Here is a 17,928-nt window from a genome sequence, read left to right as displayed (position 1 = left end):
TGCCTTTATTTCTTAGTCTGATCGAGAGCTAAATTCAGCTTCAACACATTCACTCCAGGCTCACCAAAGATGCCAAGAAAGCGACCATCGGTGTTTTGAGCAATCAAAGTTTCCAGTTGGCTCGGCTGAAATCCTCGCGCCTTAGCTACTCGTGCAATTTGGGCGATCGCAGCTTCGGGGGTAATATGGGGGTCAAGGCTGGAACCAGAGGTATAGAGTAGATCGCCAGTCGGTTGCACACCTGCTTTTTTCAGACGATTCAAGTCACCTTCAATTTTTTTGGTGGGATCTGGATCATCCTTACCTTTGATGCGTTCCAGTAATGCGGGATTACTGGGAGCCAAGTTACTAGCACCAGAAACCCCAGTTTTCAAAACTCCCGCATCATCTTTTTTGGGATCGGCTGTGCTGTAGCTGGTGGTGCTGGGACGGCTGTTAAAATAGCGATCGCTAGTAAAAGGTTGACCAATTAAGGCAGAACCGACAACTTGACCGGCGCTATTTTTCAAAAGACTACCGTTTGCTTGAAACGGAAACACAGTTTGCCCAATGGCAATCATCGCCAAAGGATAAATAATTGCGCCGATTATCCAGAGTACCAATGTAGAACGAACAGCTCTGCTGGCTTCGCGTGCAAAACTCATTAGAATTTCTCCGGTACAAACATTACAAAAAATAAATAGATGGAAAGCCCTACTGTCACCAGTCCTAACAGCCCCAATCCCCAAGATTGACTGCGGGAAAGTTGTTCACCAGTGGCTGCATAGACTAAAGGTGCAACCACTAGATTGAAACACATTGCCAGGAACAAATACAGTGGCAGCTTTTGTCTACGCCATTGACACCAGATTTCAGTTATTTCTTCTAATACTTGGGATGCAACGATAGTGCGTCGGTTCTGAACGGCTTTCATAGTAAATTAAGACAAAGGTAAGATAATATCTATCAGTTTGATGGCAATGAAGGGAGCAACGATTCCACCAAGGCCATAGATCAAGATGTTGCGACGTAGGAGTTGATCTGCTGTTAAAGGCAAGAACTTTACCCCTTTGAGTGCTAGCGGAATTAATGCCGGAATAATCAAGGCATTGTAAATCAGCGCCGAGACGATCGCAGATTGGGCACTCTTTAATGCCATAATATTCAGTGCGCCGATTCCAGCAGCTGCAAAGATCGTGGGAATGATCGCAAAATATTTAGCAATATCGTTAGCGATCGAGAATGTTGTCAATGCTCCACGAGTAATCAACAACTGTTTTCCGATGGTTACTAGGTCAATTAGCTTCGTGGGGTCAGAGTCTAAATCCACCATGTTAGCGGCTTCTTTAGCAGCTTGTGTCCCAGAGTTCATTGCCACACCCACGTTTGCTTGAGCTAGGGCAGGGGCATCGTTAGTACCATCTCCGGTCATTGCCACCAGTTTACCCTGAGATTGTTCGGAGCGAATCACTTCAATTTTGTCTTCTGGAGTCGCTTCGGCAATGAAATCATCAACCCCAGCTTCTTCGGCAATTACCGAAGCGGTAATTCGGTTGTCACCTGTGAGCATAACAGTGCGAACACCCATGCGGCGGAGTTGGTCAAATCGTTCCCGCAGACCAGGTTTGACAATATCTTTGAGGTAGATGACACCATAAATCTCGGCATCTTGGCAGACAGCTAAGGGCGTACCTCCTAATCGGGAAACGCGCTCATAAGCTGCGTCTGTATCATCAGGAACTTCTCCGCCACGGGAACGGACAAACCCTTTAATGGCATCCACTGCTCCTTTACGAATTTGTTTGCCATCGGGTAGATTTGTGCCACTCATGCGGGTTTTTGCCGAAAACTCCACACCTTCGGCTTTGTCACTGTTAAAGTCTACCGCAGCCTGGCACTTTTCTGCTAAAACTACAATTGATTTGCCTTCTGGGGTCTCGTCAAACAAGCTAGCAGCTAGGGAGACTTGCGCCACGTCTTTTAGTGAGTGATTATTCAGGGGAATAAACTCATCAGCCATGCGGTTCCCCAAGGTGATCGTGCCTGTCTTATCTAGCACCAGCGTATTGATGTCACCACAAGCTTCTACTGCTCGACCAGAGGTAGCGATGACATTAAACTGGGCAACCCTGTCCATACCTGCGATGCCGATCGCACTGAGCAAACCACCAATAGTTGTGGGAATCAAAGCTACGAGTAGCGAAATCAGGATGGCAACGCTAGCACCTGCACGCAAACTGTTTCCCGCCTCAACCCCAAAGGCTGTGCTGATAAAGCTGGCAATATAGCCCACAAAGGGAGGTATTGTTGACACCACAATCAAGAACACCTGTGTTAGTACTGCTAGCAATACTGTCAAGGCAATTTCGTTGGGAGTCTTGGTGCGTTGTGCCCCTTCTACCAAGGCAATCATCCGATCAATAAAGCCTTGACCAGGATCAGCACTAATGCGAATTGTCAACTCGTCAGAGAGTAGGCGTGTACCGCCTGTCACCGAACTGGCAATATCTGTACCCGGTTGCTTCAATACAGGAGCAGATTCCCCGGTAATTGCAGACTCATCCACTGAGCCGATACCTTTAATTACATCCCCATCGGCGGGAATCATATTATTTGCAACCACTTGCACCAAATCCCCCCGCCGCAGTTCCGTAGAACTGACTTTTACTATCGAACCATCAGGGAGGATTTTGTTAGCGATCGTATCCGATCGCGTCGTTCTTAGTGAATCAGCCTGGGCTTTACCGCGTCCTTCAGCTACGGCTTCGGCAAAGTTGGCAAAAAGGAGTGTGAAAAACAGAATAAAGGTAATCAACCCGTTTAAGACGCGTTGTTGGTTCATATCTGCCTGGATTGTACCAAACAGATTTGGGTTAAGGGTGACTAGAAAGGTGACAATCGTCCCCACCCAAACAACAAACATAACTGGGTTTCTGACGGTAATTCGAGGATCGAGCTTGATAAATGACTCCCGAATTGCTCTCTGATAAAGTCCCCGCAAATCCGCTTTGGGCGTGTGCCTGCGCGAATCACGAGTTCCAGATGCAGTCCGGGCTGAAGGAGAATCAGTAGTAGTTGGCATATATTAAATTTTGGGCATGAGTCTTTGAGGTGGATGAACGGAGTTCCGAGGTGGATGAATCCAGTTCCGAAGTGGATGAATCCAGTTCCAAAGTTGATGAACGGAGTTCCGAGGTGGATGAATCCAGTTCCGAGGTGGATGAATCCAGTTCCGAGGTGGATGAATCCAGTTCCGAGGTGGATGAATCCAGTTCCGAGGTGGATGAATCCAGTTCCGAGGTGGATGAATCCAGTTCCGAGGTGGATGAACGGAGTTCCGAGGTGGATGAACGGAGTTCCGAGGTGGATAGATGAATCAGCCTCTAATTTTCCTTGTCCCCCTCATCCCCCCACTCCCATTCGGCTACGCTCACGGCAAGCCCATTCCCATTCGGCTACGCTCACGGCAAGCCCACTCCCTACCCAATACCTTTGGCGATAAAAAAGGCTTCACCGATGGGACCCAATGCTAATACTGGGAAAAATGTAAGTGCGCCTAGAATTAAAATCACGCCTGCGGTGACACCTGTAAATAATCCGGTATCAGTTCGCAATGTACCAGTCGTGTAGGGAACAGCTTGTTTGCGAGACATACTATCTGCTAACAACAACAAACCAATGATCGGAATATAGCGTCCGGCTAGTAAACTGAAGCAGGTACTTAGATTCCACCAGAGGGCGGTTGCAGTAGTTTTTGTCCCCGTAGCGATCGCTAACGGAGAAGGTTGTGAATCGCCTAAACCTTCAAAGCCAGAACCGTTGTTGGCAGCAGCTGAGGCATATTCGTAAATTACTTGAGAAAAGCCGTGAAACCCAGGATTGCTAATCCCTGCCAGTTGGTCAGGAAAAGCTAAGGCGATCGCCCCTGGAATCAAAATGGCGATGGGGTGAACCAGCAAAATCAGGAAGCTTGCAAGCACAACCTCACGCTTTTCAATCTTGCGTCCCAGAAATTCTGGCGTGCGTCCCACCATCAAACCAGTGACGAATACCGCCAGGATGCTATAGGCAAACAAGTAAGCTGTTCCTGTACCCTGTCCGCCCCACATGATTTGCAGGAACATATTAGAGAGAAAAATAAAACCGCCGGCGGGCATGAAGGAGTCGTGGAAACTGTTGACAGCGCCGCACATAGTACCAGTTGTACTTACGGCAAACAGTACAGATTGTGCCCAACCAAAGCGGACTTCTTTACCCTCTAGGTTCACTTGCTGACTGCCCAAAAGCGCATTTACAGCCGGATTGCCGTTATATTCCCCAATGGCGGTGACAATCAAAAATCCGACAAAAATTACACCGACCATGCCGTAGAGTAGCCAGGCTTGTTTGGTGTTATTTGCAAACAAGCCATAGGTAAAGATCAGGGACGTGGGAATCGAAAGCATTGCCACGATCTGAATTAAGTTAGAAAATGCGTTGGGATTTTCAAAGGGGTGTGCGGAGTTGATCGCAAAAAAGCCGCCGCCATTCTCGCCTAGCTGTTTGATAATTTCAAAGTGGGCAACTGGGCCAAGAGCGATCGCCTGACTAATATTAGGGTCTTCTAAAGTCGGAAACACCGCAGGTCCTGCCAAGGTTTCTGGCACACCAAGGGCCATGAAAACGATCCCGCCGACAATACTAATCGGCAGCAAAATTCGGGTTATCGAGCGAATTAGGTCTACATAGAAGTTGCCCAAAGGTCTACCCGTCAAGCCTCGAATAAAGGCGATCGCAACTGCTATGCCCGTTGCAGCCGAGGTGAACATGTGGTAGCCCAGCCCCAACATTTGACTACCGTAGCTCAAGTAAGTTTCACCAGAATAGTGCTGCTGGTTGGTATTGGTAATAAAGGAAATTGTAGTGTGTACTATGGTGTCCCAGGTTGGGGCGCCTATCTTGGTTGGGTTAAGGGGTAGCCATCCCTGATTTGCGATCACGAAGAAAATCAGCAACGCCATGACTACATTGCTGTACAGTATTGATCGCGCATACTGCCAACCCGTCATATTTTCTTGGGTTTGAACGCCAACCAAAGAATAAAGCACTCGTTCAAGCGGATTCAAAATCACGTCGAGAAAAGTACTTTGTTCTAGGAATACACGAGCCATGTATTTCCCAAAAAATGGAGTTATCACTACTATAATTAGTAGCGTTAATGCAATTTGAATCCATCCTTGTAGCATTGGATTAGTCGAACTCCGACATGAATAAATTTCAGATGAATATCAGATATTTTCTGGCGATGAATCAGAAAAAACAATGAAGTATAGCAGCATTATGATTAACTAACCTATAGCTATGAGCTTTCTCAATTAATCATCGAGCTTTTTGCTCAAGAACACAAGGTATAAATTCATATTTAAACTACCCTATACAAGGAATATATTTGTCTATATATACAAATATTTAGAGTGTTTATCTCGATATATCTGCAAATATAGAAGGACAGCTAAATGCTAAACAAACAGCTATAGCCGCAGGGTAAACACATCTTGTCAAGAATAATGTTTCCATCTCAATCGCCTACTTATTGAGAAGATTTTAGGCGATCGCTAACCAATAAAAATACTAGTACTTAACCACTGTACAAATTCATCATGATATGCCTCAATCAAAATAGGTTGTTTCCGGCTTTTATTAATTATCTTTTGGTCGTAAATAGACAATGCTGTAGGGGTTTAGCATGCTAAACCCCTACGAAAGATGTGGTTTTTCACCTGATACCTATTTGGTATTTATTGTCAATGCGTAAGTCCTGAATACTAGCCCTTTCAAGGTGACAAACGAAGATACGTTGTTTTAGTGCTGCCATCTTGAATCCCGGCTCAGATTTTGGGTTTTTTGAAGGTTGAAATAACCAATCTTCGTTCCAAATTTCACCACCTTGAAAGGGCTGGATAGCCGTCCCAACCCTTGGGGCATAGGGCATAGTCCAAACAGGTAACTTCTTTCCCATGCCCTATGCCCCATTCCCCATGCCCAAAAACTCCATCCCCTTGTGGGTGGAGTTTTTTATAACTGATTTTGGCGACAAATTCCAAATGCTGAAGTGTAGGCGTGTAAGAACGTTCTGCCACCAACAGGGCCGATTTCACCGCCACAGAAAAAGCCGCCTACAGGAATATCGTTAAGGTAGCGCCGAAATAGTTCCGAATCGAAATTGGGTTTACCATATAGTCCTTCACCTCGCCCCAGACAGGAAAACATCAAGGCAGCTACGGCAGAGGGTTCAGATTCTCGTTTGTGTTGATAACTTTGGAGGAGTAATTCTAGGTCTTCAGCAGAAGCTTGGGCATCGCGGATGTGGAATTGCAGCCTTTGACCAGGACGGACGCGATCGCCAATTGCGATCGCCCCAGCTGTTGGATCGACCCCAAGAATACCCCGAATTAAAAAGTCTCCTTGCTGCAAAGCCAGCTTAAATTCATCCATTGCCACACCAACAAACAGAGAATGCTGTGCTAAAATACGTTCTTGTTCGGTGAGACTGGCAATCAAATCTCGCAACACCATCAGAGGTACTTTCTCATCTAACTCCAGAATAATATTGCGATCGGCTTTTGTGACTTGCAATGGTTTGCCAATCGGTCGGCATCCTTGGGCGACAATCGTTTCCAAAACAATATTGCCAGTCAAAGCTATACCAACAGTGCCCTCACGATACAGGCTTTGGTCTTCCTCACCGCCGGCATCGTTACAAAATAGGGCAATACGACCACCCATTCCCCCACCACTAGCTTGTCCCCCTACGATCACTGATCCTGGATAAGCAAAATCCAGCCCCTGCAACAAATCGTTGATTCCAGAAGCGAAGGAACTAGACAGTAAGATAAACTGGGGTGTCGGTGATGCTGGCACACCGATCATATCAAGCCAAGTATCTGGTGAACTGTCTAAATCAGGTAATTCTTCAGCAACAACATGAAAGACTTGAATCTTCACCCCTGGAAGGTGTGCTAAAGTCAAGCTGATAGCTGGTTCAGCTTCTAGTTCTTGGGTTTCTCCGCTAACTGTTGTCCCAATCACACCTCCACCACTACAGCCAATTAGCACTGGCACAGAAAGTTTCTCAGCTAACAAAGGTAACAGTCGGGAATACTCACTCGTAAAAGCAGACGAAATGAATACCAGTCCTAGATCCGCAGGTGCTGTTAACGATGAGACAGCTCGTTCCACCACATCTGTAACGGCGGCTTCCAAAGAATGACGGGTTGATAGGGCGTTTGCCCACTGCATTTGGTCTGCCATGAGTTTTGAGCTTCTTTCTCTTTTTAGGCTAGTAGGTTTTGATTTTTTATTTTGGGAAGAATTACATTTTACAAGAATTGACGCCAGCCCTTTGTTTCCTGCATCCCAAAAAACTGGGGTCGTCATTCCTTAAATATATGCATCTCAATATATTGTATGATTATTTATCTCTACTACTGATTCCACAAAATCTTAAAAAATAAAGCTAAATGCATCATAGATGCAGCATTTTGTTGTGTTGGTTAGAAATCAATCGGCTAAAACACTAACTTATGATCAGCTAAATGGTTAGAATGGTTAGTAATAAAGCCAAAAACTGCCATTTGTGAAGTTCTTCTATACTAGTATTAAATTTTACACCGGAAGTTCCCCACTGAATTATGTACTCAGAATCAGTGGCGAGATATAAAGCGGGTGGGAAAAACATGGAAAAACGAACTTTATTTTGGTATGATCAAACATCTTGACCATCAATGCCGTAAGCGAAAACCAAGCTAATAGGTATATATTGCAAGATCAAAAATTTCGGTCTTGGGAACCAGGACTTCTGCCCTTGGAGGGAATGTAAGACCAACAGGATTACACAGTTCTCTTGGCTATTCCCGATGAACTGGGAAGCCCACACTATACCGCCTAGCGGTTGGTGTGTGGTAGTTCACCAACACACAACGAGACTAAAGCAATGACCAACATCCAAGAAACAGCAAAGAGCGACATTCAAGAAAAAATCCACGAAGAAGTGGAACAAGCGCGTACTGTCTGTGATATTAACGGTAGCAACTCACCAGAGTGTGCTGCTGCTTGGGATGCAGTAGAGGAATTGCAAGCTGAAGCTTCCCACAAACGCCAAAGCAAGCCAAAAAACTCTCTAGAACAGTATTGTGATGATAACCCAGACGCAATTGAATGCCGGGTTTATGACGACTAGAAATTGAGGCAAGTAAATTTTCTGTTCCTTTGGTCAGCAAGCAACCAGGATTTACTTACTGAGATTTCGCACTTTTACGCTACTCCCGGCAAAAATAGTACTCTCCTATTTGATCATTTTCTCCAACGGGTGGAAAATTGGTGAGATATCTGGAGTTAGGAATGTCTAAGGGTTAAAATTTAATCAATTAGCTATAGGGGCGTACATCTGTACGCCCCTATAAACTTGTTTGTAGTATAAATTTCGTGAAATCGGATGAGTTGGAGAGCCACTTGCTTAGAGAAAGAAGTTAGAGCGCAGTCTTGAGGCTAACCACTGAGCTTTATGCTTTGATTAAACTATTATCAAAAAGAATTCAGGATGAATTGGAGTCCGACTGACTCCTAAATAAAAGGTAGGACTTACGCAAAACTACACGCTAGTAGGGGGAATTCATGTAGACGAAGGCTGACCGCAGGCTATTGCCCCTATCTGAAAATTAGGATTTCGGCTATTGTTTGCCTAAATACTGAAAGAGTTTAAGATCCCTGCCTTATTAAGCGGTCTACAATCAGGTAGTGGATAAAACCCTAGTTGATTTATTCTGACTCCTGACTTCTAAATTCTTTTTTATTTATTGTTTGAGAACAACTATGGACTATAATATTTGGTTTCGCCCTTTTGTCTGGATTGATTACCGACTGGCGGTATTATTCCTGGTAATTATTCCGCTAATTCTTCTGATTTGGGCATTTGTACAAAAAGCAGAAAGCATACAACGCTTATTGACTATATACTGGCGAATATCAAGCTTGGTGGCAATCACGATTTACTTAATGATTGCCCAATATCCAGTTAGCTTTATCTCTGGGTTGATGGCTCGGATTTTGATCCCGATTTCGCTATGGTTCTGGGTGGATCTCAACGATGAAATTGAGTATCAAACCAGTGGCTCTTTGAAATTTCTTTTTACCTCTTGGCGCTGGGCTACAACTGTTTATTGTATTTTGGGTACACTAGCTTTTATCCCTTTTTTGGTTTGTGCTTTTTCTAGCAATGCGCTAAAGACTCCCTATTGTAGCGTCTGGTTTGAGGCTCCATTGCTATTCAAAGAATATTTCCATGCTAATAGCAAGGCTGAGTTCTTAGGTTTTCTTGGCATAACTAGTTTAGTAATTTATGTGCTTTACTTAAGCTATTTTGTTCTGATTAAGCTGGGCAAGCAGGGACGCTCGGCCACACCACAGTAACCGTCGCTGCGTCACTACACCCCTACTCTTAAAAAAATGAGTTCCATTGGCAAGCGACTGGAAGAATACACCGCTAAACGCCGCCAAGAAGTCCTACTTGTAACGGTGGAAATTGCCGATGAGCAAGATACAATTGCTATTTTCAAAGGCTTTTCCAGTTCTTTGATGCGTCCAACGGCATTTGATGCAGATGTACCAGTTATGCCAGATGGGGCAAACATCCTCAACATTGACCGAGTAACCAGTCCTTACAATCCTGAAGCCCCGCGTTATATTCAACAAGGAATTTCTTGGTCAGCTATGGAAGCTCTATTATCAGGAGCGGGAGTCTAACTAATTCGTAATTCGTAATTTTGTGGCAAGGGTGACTTTGTGATTGTTGATGGAGCATCGTCACAGCCTTGCTAAACTCCAGGACAAGGTGGCAGAAAAAATTTTGCATGGAATTTGAGTGGAACCCAAAGAAGGCAGCGTTAAACCTTGAGAAGCATGATGTTTCGTTTATCATTCGCATTATCAGTGCCCGTTTAGCCACTCGAAGGAAGCGTGAAGATTATGAGCAAAACGCCTTTTGAGGAGTCATACAATTCAGACGACGAGCTTCTAGCTGAGTACCACTTTGATTATAAAAAGGCGAAGCCTAACCGCTTTGCTGCTCAAAGTAGAAAGCAATTGCTAAAAGTTGTGGTTCTAGATGAAGATGTAGCTCAAGTTTTTACAACACCAGAATCAGTCAATAAGGTGCTAAGGGCACTAATTGAGTCAATGCCACAAGTCACAGAGGGCGACACACCCTAACCGCAAGCCTTTAAGCATAGCGTTGGTATATCTATTAGCTGTACGCCATGTGTATCCATTGCAGGCTGACAGTTTGCTCAGTGAGTAGGACTCTGGACGACTATGATAGTGCGATCGCCCTGTTTGATAAGATGGTTGACATAGTTGGAGAAGTTCATAAGTCATTCACCCGATGACAACCAAGAAATATGTTTACTGGCAAGATGAGGAGATGTGGCTTGGCTATCTCCAGGAGTATCCAGACTACTGGACTCAGGCAGAAACCGAAAACGAATTGAAGGAGAACTTAACTGATATTTACAAAGAATTAACGAATGGCACAATCCCCAATGTCCGAAGAGTGGCTCAACTTGAGGGATCGTGAAACGACGGGACTTGATTAAACCCCTGGAAGAAATGGGTTGTGTATTTATTTGTCATGGTGGTAAACATGACTGGTATCAGAACCCAAGAACGAAAGTATCTCAACCTGTTCCAAGGCATCAAGAAATTAAAGAACTGCTTGCCAAACACATCATCAAAATGCTTGGTAAGGATGGCTAACACGGCGTTGGAACCGAACGCTGAGAGGTTATTTGGTGAGAATATGAGGGTATCTGCATCGGCTCAACTTTACCGTTACCCTGAAGGAAGCAAGCTATAGTTGAGGTCTAAATTACCATTTGAAACTGTTTTTATTTTTGAAGAATTATTTTGACTTTTAAATTTACAAAATGTCCCGTTCTGGATACACACTCCCGGTATTTGCAATCGCTGCTGCTCTTGCAGCTTTACACTGGTTACGCGATCGCCAACCCCTAAAATTCGCGTCTGTAGATTTGATTGAACCCGCTCAAATTGCAGAAATCCCAATTGAACAGGTAGCAGGACTATCTGAAAGTATGGCTTTAGCAATCACCCGCAGCGATCCCGGTGATAATCTTGACCTCACTAAAGATACACCGATTTGGGCATTGGTGGAATGGCGACAACAGGGTGATGATGCTGTAATTATTAAAGGAGGCGAAGGAATTGGCAGGCAATTAAATGCTGATGACAAGGCGGCTATTTATGCTTATGCTCAAAGGCTGTTGCAAGAGAATTTGCAACGAATGCTAGCACCGGGGGAAAAAATCACGGTGACGATTATTCTACCCCAAGGGCGATCGCTTGCTGTTAGAACTTCAAATTCTGCCTTTGGTGTGGTTGAAGGACTTTCCCTTTTAGGCACAACTGGCATTTCTCAACCCTTAAGTACACCAGATCAACTTGCAGTTTTTCGTAGCGAATTACAAAATAAAGCTAGTCGGTTTGAGAGTTTAGTATTCTGTATCGGGGAAAATGGCCTAGATTTGGCGCGTAAACTAGGAATTAATCCTGAGCAATTGGTCAAAACTGCTAACTGGCTCGGTCCAATGTTAGTAGAAGCTGATGTGCTGGCTGTGAAAGAAATCTTATTATTTGGTTATCACGGTAAGCTGATGAAATTGGCTGGGGGAATTTTTCACACCCATCACTACTTGGCTGATGGACGCCGGGAAATTTTAGCCGCGCACTGTGCGATCGCTGGTTTAAAATCACCAGATATCCAAGTTGTGTTTAATAGTGCGACCGCCGAAGCAGCACTAACATATTTACGATCGCTAGATGCTGAAACTGGTAGTGATTGGGTAAATCAAGTTTACACTGCGATCGCCGAAACTATCGATGTTCGTTCTCAAGAATACATTCAAAGCCATAGCGAAAGGGGCACAGGAGTAACAATCTGTGGCTCGATTCTTTTTGACCGCGATCGCAAAATTATCGTGAAGAGTAAAACTGCTGGTCTGTTGATAGGAAAATTATGTTAATTTATTATAACTAATCGTAAACAATCCAAATAAATAGTCTTTTAAGTAACCACTTTCGGATAAGTTTATCGTTTTCATACCATTTCCGACTCAGGGACTAGACAAACGCACATAAACTCGCGTTTGTAAAGGCTCTCTATACCATTATCAGCCTGCCCAGGCTGAATAATAGCATCACCATAGACCACAAAGCATCTACCCTTAACAGATATAACTCTCCCGTCATGAATACAGCGGTGATACCAACACAACAAGCGCCTCAAACATTAGAAAATTTTGGGCGGCTTGATCGTCAATTGATTGTAATTCTGGACTTTGGCTCCCAATATTCTGAGCTGATTGCCCGTCGCATCCGCGAGACTCAAGTATACTCTGAAGTTTTGTCCTATCGCACTACTTCTGCACATTTGCGCCAACTCAATCCGAAGGGAATCATCCTCTCTGGTGGACCGAGTTCGGTTTATGGTGATCACGCTCCCCATTGTGACCCTGAAATCTGGAATTTGGGAATACCCATTTTAGGTGTTTGCTATGGGATGCAGCTGATGGTAAACCAACTCGGTGGAGAAGTGGCAAAGGCTGACCGAGGTGAATACGGCAAAGCATCATTATATATTGATGATCCCACAGATTTGCTGACTAACGTTGAAGATGGCACTACCATGTGGATGAGTCATGGAGACTCAGTTACCCAAATGCCATCAGGGTTTGAATTGCTCGCACATACTGAAAATACTCCCTGTGCTGCGGTTGCTAACCATGAACGGAAACTTTACGGCGTTCAGTTCCATCCAGAGGTGGTGCATTCTATTGGCGGTATAGCATTAATCCGTAATTTTGTCTATCATATCTGCGATTGCGAACCTAGTTGGACAACATCGGCTTTTGTCGAAGACGCAATTCGAGAAATTCGCGCCAGAGTTGGACAGAAGCGGGTGCTGTTGGCGCTGTCTGGGGGAGTGGATTCTTCTACGTTGGCCTTCTTGCTGTATAAAGCGATTGGCGACCAACTGACTTGCGTGTTTATCGATCAAGGCTTTATGCGAAAGTATGAGCCAGAGCGATTGGTAAAGCTGTTTCAAGAGCAGTTTCACATTCCTGTAGAGTATGTTAATGCTCGCGATCGCTTTTTAGCTGCGATCGCACAGATTACAGATCCTGAAGAAAAACGCCGCCGCATCGGACACGAATTTATCAGCGTATTTGAGGAAACATCCAAGCGCCTCGGTCAGTTTGACTATCTGGCTCAAGGGACTCTTTATCCAGATGTGATCGAATCTGCTGACACCAACGTTGAACCCCAAACTGGTGAGCGGGTAGCGGTGAAAATTAAGAGTCATCACAATGTTGGCGGTTTGCCCAAAGACCTAAGATTTAAATTGGTGGAACCACTGCGGAAACTATTTAAAGATGAAGTCCGCAAAGTTGGGCGTTCCATTGGTTTACCAGAAGAGATTGTCCAACGCCAACCTTTTCCTGGGCCTGGTTTGGCAATTCGCATTCTAGGGGAAGTCACATCTGAGCGGTTAAACATTTTGCGCGATGCCGATTTAATTGTGCGGCAAGAAATTAATCAACGCGGGATGTATCATGATTTCTGGCAAGCATTTGCTGTATTGCTGCCAATTCGTAGTGTTGGCGTTATGGGGGATCAACGTACTTACGCTTACCCGATTGTTTTGCGGATTGTGACTAGTGAAGATGGGATGACTGCTGATTGGGCGAGAGTGCCTTACGATGTCCTGGAAGTAATTTCTACTCGGATTGTGAATGAGGTGAAAGGGGTGAATCGGGTGGTTTATGACATCACCTCTAAGCCGCCTGGAACTATTGAATGGGAGTAATGTAAACGGCAAACAAGCGCAGAGAGTTCATCTATTCTCTCTGCGCTTTTTCTCTTTTCAAACTTAAACTATACTTTTTTATTTGCAAGTATTGATTTATCCCAAAGTTAATTCACCCGATGGCATATCAACAACCAACCGTCGAGTAGTTAGCCATTGACGACCGAGTAAAACTTCAGTTAAATCTTTACCAACGTGAATAGGAATGTTGAATTCACTACCATCAATTCCTAGCTTACCTGCGTAGATATCAAATCTTACATCTACCCGTGCAGTACGCATAGTTTGTTGGTCAAAATAAGTCCAACCAAGTGCGTCTAAATCTTGGTGATTAATTGCTAACCAGTCTGAAAAACCCGTATCCAACATTGCATCAACTGCTAATTCTAATCCATGGGATGTTATGAAATTAATCTCGAAAAGTAGGGCATCCTGATCATCAAAAAAACCCTCTATCATATCGTGCCGCAAGCCCCAGACTCATTAATTTGGAAAGTATGGTGTATTTTACCAGGATGCTTTTCACGACACTGTTGCCAAACCACTTTTAAATCCTGATCGACGAAATACTCTCCACTATCGGGTTCAACAGTAACATACCAGTTGTAATGAGTTTCAATTAATTCCGATTTAACTTTATCAAATACTGGTTTACAGCATTGGTAAAAAGCTTCGCGTTCGGCTTCACGTTGCGCTTTTTGTTCCTCTGTCCAGTGAATTTCAGGAAATATTCGTCCCCGACGGGCTGTAGGGGTAGCTTTGGCTTCAGTCATGGTTGGCTCTCACATTTAAAGCAATATCTATATTTTCAAGCATCTTCACCATAGTTTATTAATACCAGCGAACAACTAGCCGCAAAATGGATGATGGCTAGACGAATTAAGTTATTTTCTCGGAAAATAGGCGCGATCGCAGTAAAATTAGCAATGGTGTGGTTAGAGAGAAAAAAACAAGCAGCTAATTAGAAATAACTTTCATTTGATCAACGTTAATGGAGATGTTATGAAACCTGTTCCCCTTGCTGGCTTAAACATCCTCGTAGTTGATGATGATGAGGATAGCCGCTTTTACATTACTACCGTGTTGGAAGCTGATGGAGCCACCGTCATGGCAGTTGCATCGGCAGAGGTAGCATTGAAAGTACTACCTGAGTTGCAACCAGATGTGTTGATTTGTGATATTGCTATGCCTGGTGAAGATGGCTACACCCTCATCCGCAAGATCAGGGCGCTGAAGCCTGATATTTGGGGAAAACTTCCCGCGATCGCCTTGACTGCATACAGCGATAGCGAGTATCGTAGCCTTGCCCTGGAAGCAGGCTTTCAGACTCATGTGGCTAAACCAGTTGATCCAGGAGAACTAGTTGCGATCGTCGCAAATTTGGTTGCTTCTGATCAGATTAATTTGGAATTTTGAATTTTGAATTTTGAATTGTTAACATGTTCTTGATCATATTTTTTAAATGCAGAAATCAAGGTTTTACAACATCATTTTTGGTTAGGACTTACGCACAAGTTACGGAATAACTATTTAGCTCCAGTTTCAAAGCTAATTTGCTCAGACTTATATCCTGGTGGCTCAACATGAATTAAAATCCTGACTGGACGAAACCGTTCTTCTAATCGTCTTTCTACTTCTTCGGTGAGTTGGTGGGCGGTTTCTACGTCTGTTGCATCGACTATTAAATGCATTTCAATGAATACTTGACGACCAAGAACACCGCGAGAGGCAATATCATGACAGTTAATTACACCTGGAACAGAAGTAGCGATCGTATGTATTGCTTCTGGTGCGATCGCCATTTGATCCACCAGCGAAGGCAAATTCTCTTTTAAAACTGACCAACCACTCCAAAATACCAGCAAAGCGACAGGAAAAGCTAACACCAAATCCATCCATTGATAACCTAGCCAAACTCCGATCAAACCGGCAATTACAGAGATTGTCACCCAAATATCGCTCATCGTATGTGTCGCGTCAGCAATGAGAATTGAGCTACCTACCCGCCTACCTACACGACGTTCGTAAAAGGCGACAAAAATATTCACGCCCAGCACAATTAGTAATAACCACAACTCCGGTGGTGATATGATCACAGGTTCACCACCACCTTTGAGAATTCGTTCGATTGCTCCTTGCAGAATTTCAAAACAGGCTATTCCTAAAAATGAGGCAATTCCTAAAGCTCCGACTGCTTCAAATTTGTGATGTCCGTAGGGATGCTCGCGATCGGGTTGGGGAGAAGAAAATTTACTCGCAATTAATCCTAAAACGTTGTTTGCACTATCTGTCACACTATGCAAGGCATCAGCTAGCAAACTCAAAGAACCTGTCCAGTAGCCCACAAGTGCTTTCAATCCCAGTACAAACAGGTTGAGCAATAGGGTAATAATTAAAACCTTTCGCACTTCGGCGCGGTTATCGTAAGTCATAGATAATTTCTCACATCAAGTTCTATGATTTCTAATGTATAACTCCAAACACAAATAAATACAAAGAAAATGTATCAAACTCTTACGCTGTAAGGATTAATTCTCTCGATAATCTTTTAAATTAGCGGAATCTATTAAGACTCTTTCTTAACTAAAATACGCTACAAGCTTTATAGTTATTAGTAATAGCTTTGCTTTGAAGAGCGGATCTTTCCCGTTAAGAGGATGTTTGAAAAGTCTACAGTTGTATCGAGATCCCTGACAGGGGATTAGTGTAATTTGGGATAAAAGAAGCTTGCCAATATATTTGGAATTATTTTAAACCTCGGATGACTAAAAGTCACGCGATTCCTGCTTTAACGATCTCTGCCTGAATTGCTCCAACTTAAACAGGACTTACGCAAACAATAGCTGAAACGGTCATTTTCAGGTAGGGGCAATTCATGAATTGTCCCTACAACGTGTCATTTGCGTAAGTCCTATTAAATATGGTTTAGCGCGTCTTCATACAGAATTGGTATTATTTATTTGTTTGAGATAAAGGGAGCGGTAGAACCTAAATTATTTCCAAAACTATGCTTCAAACTAAAGTCTTCATTACTCGTCGTCTACCCATTGAATTAGAGCAACTGCGATCGCTCGCCACTGTGGAAGTTTGGCCAGAACGGCAACCCCCTCCCCACAAAATTTTACTAGAAAAAGTCAAGGAAATAGATGGATTGCTCTGCCTGCTCACTGACCAAATTGATCGGCAATTGATAGAGTCTGGAAAACTCAAAGTCATCAGTCAAATGGCGGTGGGTTACGATAACATTGACATTGCCGCCGCTACGGCACGGCAGATTCCTGTCGGTTATACTCCTGGTGTATTAACCGATGCTACCGCAGATTTTACCTGGGCACTATTAATGGCAGCAGCACGGCGAGTAGTGGAGGCAGATCGGTTTACTCGTGCAGGTTTATGGCAGACTTGGGAACCAGACTTGTTATTGGGGCCGAATGTTACAGGTGCTACCTTGGGCATTGTTGGTTTTGGGCGGATTGGTCAAGCGATCGCTCGTCGTGCTAAAGGCTTTGAAATGCGGATTTTGTATACGAGTCGGCAACGATGCCAGCCAGAATTAGAACAATCTCTAGGTGTGGAGTTTTATCCGTTAGAACACTTACTGGAAGAGTCCGACTTTGTGACACTGCATACGCCATCTGCTGATGATACTTATCATCTTATTAGCGATCGCCAATTTGAGTTGATGAAGCAATCGGCTATTTTGATCAATACAGCACGAGGAACTATTGTAGATCCAGATTCTCTGTATCGTGCCCTTGCAAATGGTAAAATCGCCGGTGCAGCTGTGGATGTTACAGAACCAGAACCGCTCCCCAGCGATAGCCCATTGTTGACCCTAGATAATCTGATTATTGCACCTCATATCGGCAGTGCCAGCCGTCAAACGCGCTCAAAAATGGCAACAATGGCGATCGCTAACTTAATTGCAGGATTGACAGGTGATCATTTGGCTGATTGTGTTAACCCTGAAGTTTACAATTTTTAAGGGACTGACAAATAAAAAAATATCCAATTATTTATTGTGGGGTGGG

Annotated in this window: 20 protein-coding genes; 11 read left to right on the top strand and 9 right to left on the bottom strand. The window is 44.0% G+C overall.

Translation table 11 applies throughout. The features are described from left to right. Positions 1-5: 5 nt before the first annotated feature. Genes kdpC through kdpB form a run of 3 tightly spaced genes read right to left on the bottom strand, consistent with a single transcriptional unit; the run spans position 6 to position 3,061 of the window. Positions 6-644, bottom strand: coding sequence for a K(+)-transporting ATPase subunit C (kdpC, locus tag HWQ38_RS15195; RefSeq protein ID WP_292794849.1), 639 nt, complete (start codon positions 642-644; stop codon positions 6-8). Then, a complete protein-coding gene (locus tag HWQ38_RS15190; RefSeq protein WP_292794847.1) occupies positions 644-913 on the bottom strand; it encodes a potassium-transporting ATPase subunit F in 270 nt (89 codons plus the stop codon). Before HWQ38_RS15190 ends, kdpC begins: the two co-directional genes overlap by 1 nt. 6 nt (positions 914-919) lie before the next feature. Continuing rightward, positions 920-3,061, bottom strand: a complete 2,142-nt coding sequence (gene kdpB / locus HWQ38_RS15185; protein ID WP_292794845.1) for a potassium-transporting ATPase subunit KdpB — start codon at positions 3,059-3,061, stop codon at positions 920-922. A gap of 29 nt (positions 3,062-3,090) precedes the next feature. Here kdpB and HWQ38_RS15180 point away from each other — a divergent pair, with 29 nt between their 5' ends. Next, complete coding sequence (locus HWQ38_RS15180; RefSeq protein ID WP_292794843.1) at positions 3,091-3,354, top strand: hypothetical protein; 264 nt, start codon at positions 3,091-3,093, stop codon at positions 3,352-3,354. Positions 3,355-3,458: 104 nt separating this feature from the next. Here HWQ38_RS15180 and kdpA read toward each other — a convergent pair whose 3' ends face one another. The 3 genes from kdpA to HWQ38_RS15165 form a co-directional block, all read right to left on the bottom strand. After that, on the bottom strand, positions 3,459-5,204 hold the full coding sequence (gene kdpA / locus HWQ38_RS15175) for a potassium-transporting ATPase subunit KdpA (RefSeq protein ID WP_292794841.1): 1,746 nt from the start codon (positions 5,202-5,204) through the stop codon (positions 3,459-3,461). 530 nt (positions 5,205-5,734) lie between these two features. Continuing rightward, positions 5,735-5,977, bottom strand: a complete 243-nt coding sequence (locus HWQ38_RS15170) for a hypothetical protein (protein WP_292794839.1) — start codon at positions 5,975-5,977, stop codon at positions 5,735-5,737. A gap of 56 nt (positions 5,978-6,033) precedes the next feature. Then, positions 6,034-7,269 carry an FIST N-terminal domain-containing protein gene (locus tag HWQ38_RS15165; protein WP_292794837.1) on the bottom strand — a complete coding sequence of 412 codons (1,236 nt, stop codon included), beginning with the start codon at positions 7,267-7,269 and terminating at the stop codon, positions 6,034-6,036. Positions 7,270-7,951: 682 nt separating this feature from the next. Between HWQ38_RS15165 and HWQ38_RS15160 the strand changes: the two genes are divergently transcribed. The 8 genes from HWQ38_RS15160 (at position 7,952) to guaA (ending at position 13,897) form a co-directional block, all read left to right on the top strand. Continuing rightward, positions 7,952-8,197, top strand: coding sequence for a Calvin cycle protein CP12 (locus HWQ38_RS15160; protein WP_292769998.1), 246 nt, complete (start codon positions 7,952-7,954; stop codon positions 8,195-8,197). Between the two features lie 632 nt (positions 8,198-8,829). Further along, positions 8,830-9,426 (top strand): DUF3177 family protein, encoded by a 597-nt coding sequence (locus HWQ38_RS15155; protein WP_292794835.1) that lies wholly within the window; start codon positions 8,830-8,832, stop codon positions 9,424-9,426. 36 nt (positions 9,427-9,462) lie between these two features. Then, on the top strand, positions 9,463-9,759 hold the full coding sequence (locus HWQ38_RS15150) for a hypothetical protein (protein ID WP_292794833.1): 297 nt from the start codon (positions 9,463-9,465) through the stop codon (positions 9,757-9,759). Between the two features lie 222 nt (positions 9,760-9,981). Further along, complete coding sequence (locus tag HWQ38_RS15145) at positions 9,982-10,224, top strand: hypothetical protein (RefSeq protein WP_292794831.1); 243 nt, start codon at positions 9,982-9,984, stop codon at positions 10,222-10,224. 172 nt (positions 10,225-10,396) lie between these two features. Then, positions 10,397-10,588: a hypothetical protein gene (locus HWQ38_RS15140; RefSeq protein ID WP_292794829.1), complete on the top strand. Its 192-nt coding sequence runs from the start codon at positions 10,397-10,399 to the stop codon at positions 10,586-10,588. Further along, entirely contained in the window at positions 10,585-10,767 is a 183-nt protein-coding gene (locus tag HWQ38_RS15135; protein ID WP_292794827.1) for a type II toxin-antitoxin system HicA family toxin, read from the top strand. Before HWQ38_RS15140 ends, HWQ38_RS15135 begins: the two co-directional genes overlap by 4 nt. 170 nt (positions 10,768-10,937) lie before the next feature. Further along, a complete protein-coding gene (cbiD, locus tag HWQ38_RS15130) occupies positions 10,938-12,053 on the top strand; it encodes a cobalt-precorrin-5B (C(1))-methyltransferase CbiD (RefSeq protein ID WP_292794825.1) in 1,116 nt (371 codons plus the stop codon). A gap of 224 nt (positions 12,054-12,277) precedes the next feature. Next, positions 12,278-13,897 carry a glutamine-hydrolyzing GMP synthase gene (gene guaA / locus HWQ38_RS15125; protein ID WP_292794823.1) on the top strand — a complete coding sequence of 540 codons (1,620 nt, stop codon included), beginning with the start codon at positions 12,278-12,280 and terminating at the stop codon, positions 13,895-13,897. 96 nt (positions 13,898-13,993) lie between these two features. On the opposite strand, the gene HWQ38_RS15120 is transcribed toward guaA, so the two are convergent. Both HWQ38_RS15120 and HWQ38_RS15115 read right to left on the bottom strand, forming a co-directional pair. Next, positions 13,994-14,356 carry an aspartyl protease gene (locus HWQ38_RS15120; protein WP_292794821.1) on the bottom strand — a complete coding sequence of 121 codons (363 nt, stop codon included), beginning with the start codon at positions 14,354-14,356 and terminating at the stop codon, positions 13,994-13,996. Next, on the bottom strand, positions 14,353-14,670 hold the full coding sequence (locus tag HWQ38_RS15115; protein WP_292794819.1) for a hypothetical protein: 318 nt from the start codon (positions 14,668-14,670) through the stop codon (positions 14,353-14,355). The genes HWQ38_RS15120 and HWQ38_RS15115 overlap by 4 nt, the downstream gene beginning before the upstream one ends. A gap of 229 nt (positions 14,671-14,899) precedes the next feature. Here HWQ38_RS15115 and HWQ38_RS15110 point away from each other — a divergent pair, with 229 nt between their 5' ends. Further along, on the top strand, positions 14,900-15,313 hold the full coding sequence (locus HWQ38_RS15110; protein ID WP_292794817.1) for a response regulator: 414 nt from the start codon (positions 14,900-14,902) through the stop codon (positions 15,311-15,313). A gap of 110 nt (positions 15,314-15,423) precedes the next feature. Here the strand turns inward: HWQ38_RS15110 and HWQ38_RS15105 are convergent, their stop codons facing one another. Beyond that, positions 15,424-16,329, bottom strand: coding sequence for a cation diffusion facilitator family transporter (locus tag HWQ38_RS15105; protein WP_292794815.1), 906 nt, complete (start codon positions 16,327-16,329; stop codon positions 15,424-15,426). A gap of 575 nt (positions 16,330-16,904) precedes the next feature. On the opposite strand from HWQ38_RS15105, the gene HWQ38_RS15100 reads away from it, so the two are divergent. Then, complete coding sequence (locus tag HWQ38_RS15100) at positions 16,905-17,882, top strand: D-glycerate dehydrogenase (protein WP_292794813.1); 978 nt, start codon at positions 16,905-16,907, stop codon at positions 17,880-17,882. Positions 17,883-17,928: the final 46 nt, after the last annotated feature.

It is taken from the genome of Nostoc sp. NMS7 (assembly GCF_017115085.1).
Classification (GTDB): Bacteria; Cyanobacteriota; Cyanobacteriia; order Cyanobacteriales; family Nostocaceae; genus Nostoc.
The sequence above is the reverse complement of the archived record's forward strand: the minus strand, read 5'-3'. Positions and strand labels throughout refer to the sequence as shown.

Excerpts from the sequence above, each read along its gene's own strand:
- kdpC (WP_292794849.1), bottom strand. The coding sequence starts at position 644 with ATGAGTTTTGCACGCGAAGCCAGCAGAGCTGTTCGTTCTACATTGGTA.
- HWQ38_RS15190 (WP_292794847.1), bottom strand. The coding sequence starts at position 913 with ATGAAAGCCGTTCAGAACCGACGCACTATCGTTGCATCCCAAGTATTA.
- kdpB (WP_292794845.1), bottom strand. The coding sequence starts at position 3,061 with ATGCCAACTACTACTGATTCTCCTTCAGCCCGGACTGCATCTGGAACT.
- kdpA (WP_292794841.1), bottom strand. The coding sequence starts at position 5,204 with ATGCTACAAGGATGGATTCAAATTGCATTAACGCTACTAATTATAGTA.
- HWQ38_RS15170 (WP_292794839.1), bottom strand. The coding sequence starts at position 5,977 with ATGGGAAAGAAGTTACCTGTTTGGACTATGCCCTATGCCCCAAGGGTT.
- HWQ38_RS15165 (WP_292794837.1), bottom strand. The coding sequence starts at position 7,269 with ATGGCAGACCAAATGCAGTGGGCAAACGCCCTATCAACCCGTCATTCT.
- HWQ38_RS15160 (WP_292769998.1), top strand. The coding sequence starts at position 7,952 with ATGACCAACATCCAAGAAACAGCAAAGAGCGACATTCAAGAAAAAATC.
- HWQ38_RS15155 (WP_292794835.1), top strand. The coding sequence starts at position 8,830 with ATGGACTATAATATTTGGTTTCGCCCTTTTGTCTGGATTGATTACCGA.
- HWQ38_RS15150 (WP_292794833.1), top strand. The coding sequence starts at position 9,463 with ATGAGTTCCATTGGCAAGCGACTGGAAGAATACACCGCTAAACGCCGC.
- HWQ38_RS15145 (WP_292794831.1), top strand. The coding sequence starts at position 9,982 with ATGAGCAAAACGCCTTTTGAGGAGTCATACAATTCAGACGACGAGCTT.
- HWQ38_RS15140 (WP_292794829.1), top strand. The coding sequence starts at position 10,397 with ATGACAACCAAGAAATATGTTTACTGGCAAGATGAGGAGATGTGGCTT.
- cbiD (WP_292794825.1), top strand. The coding sequence starts at position 10,938 with ATGTCCCGTTCTGGATACACACTCCCGGTATTTGCAATCGCTGCTGCT.
- guaA (WP_292794823.1), top strand. The coding sequence starts at position 12,278 with ATGAATACAGCGGTGATACCAACACAACAAGCGCCTCAAACATTAGAA.
- HWQ38_RS15120 (WP_292794821.1), bottom strand. The coding sequence starts at position 14,356 with ATGATAGAGGGTTTTTTTGATGATCAGGATGCCCTACTTTTCGAGATT.
- HWQ38_RS15115 (WP_292794819.1), bottom strand. The coding sequence starts at position 14,670 with ATGACTGAAGCCAAAGCTACCCCTACAGCCCGTCGGGGACGAATATTT.
- HWQ38_RS15110 (WP_292794817.1), top strand. The coding sequence starts at position 14,900 with ATGAAACCTGTTCCCCTTGCTGGCTTAAACATCCTCGTAGTTGATGAT.
- HWQ38_RS15105 (WP_292794815.1), bottom strand. The coding sequence starts at position 16,329 with ATGACTTACGATAACCGCGCCGAAGTGCGAAAGGTTTTAATTATTACC.
- HWQ38_RS15100 (WP_292794813.1), top strand. The coding sequence starts at position 16,905 with ATGCTTCAAACTAAAGTCTTCATTACTCGTCGTCTACCCATTGAATTA.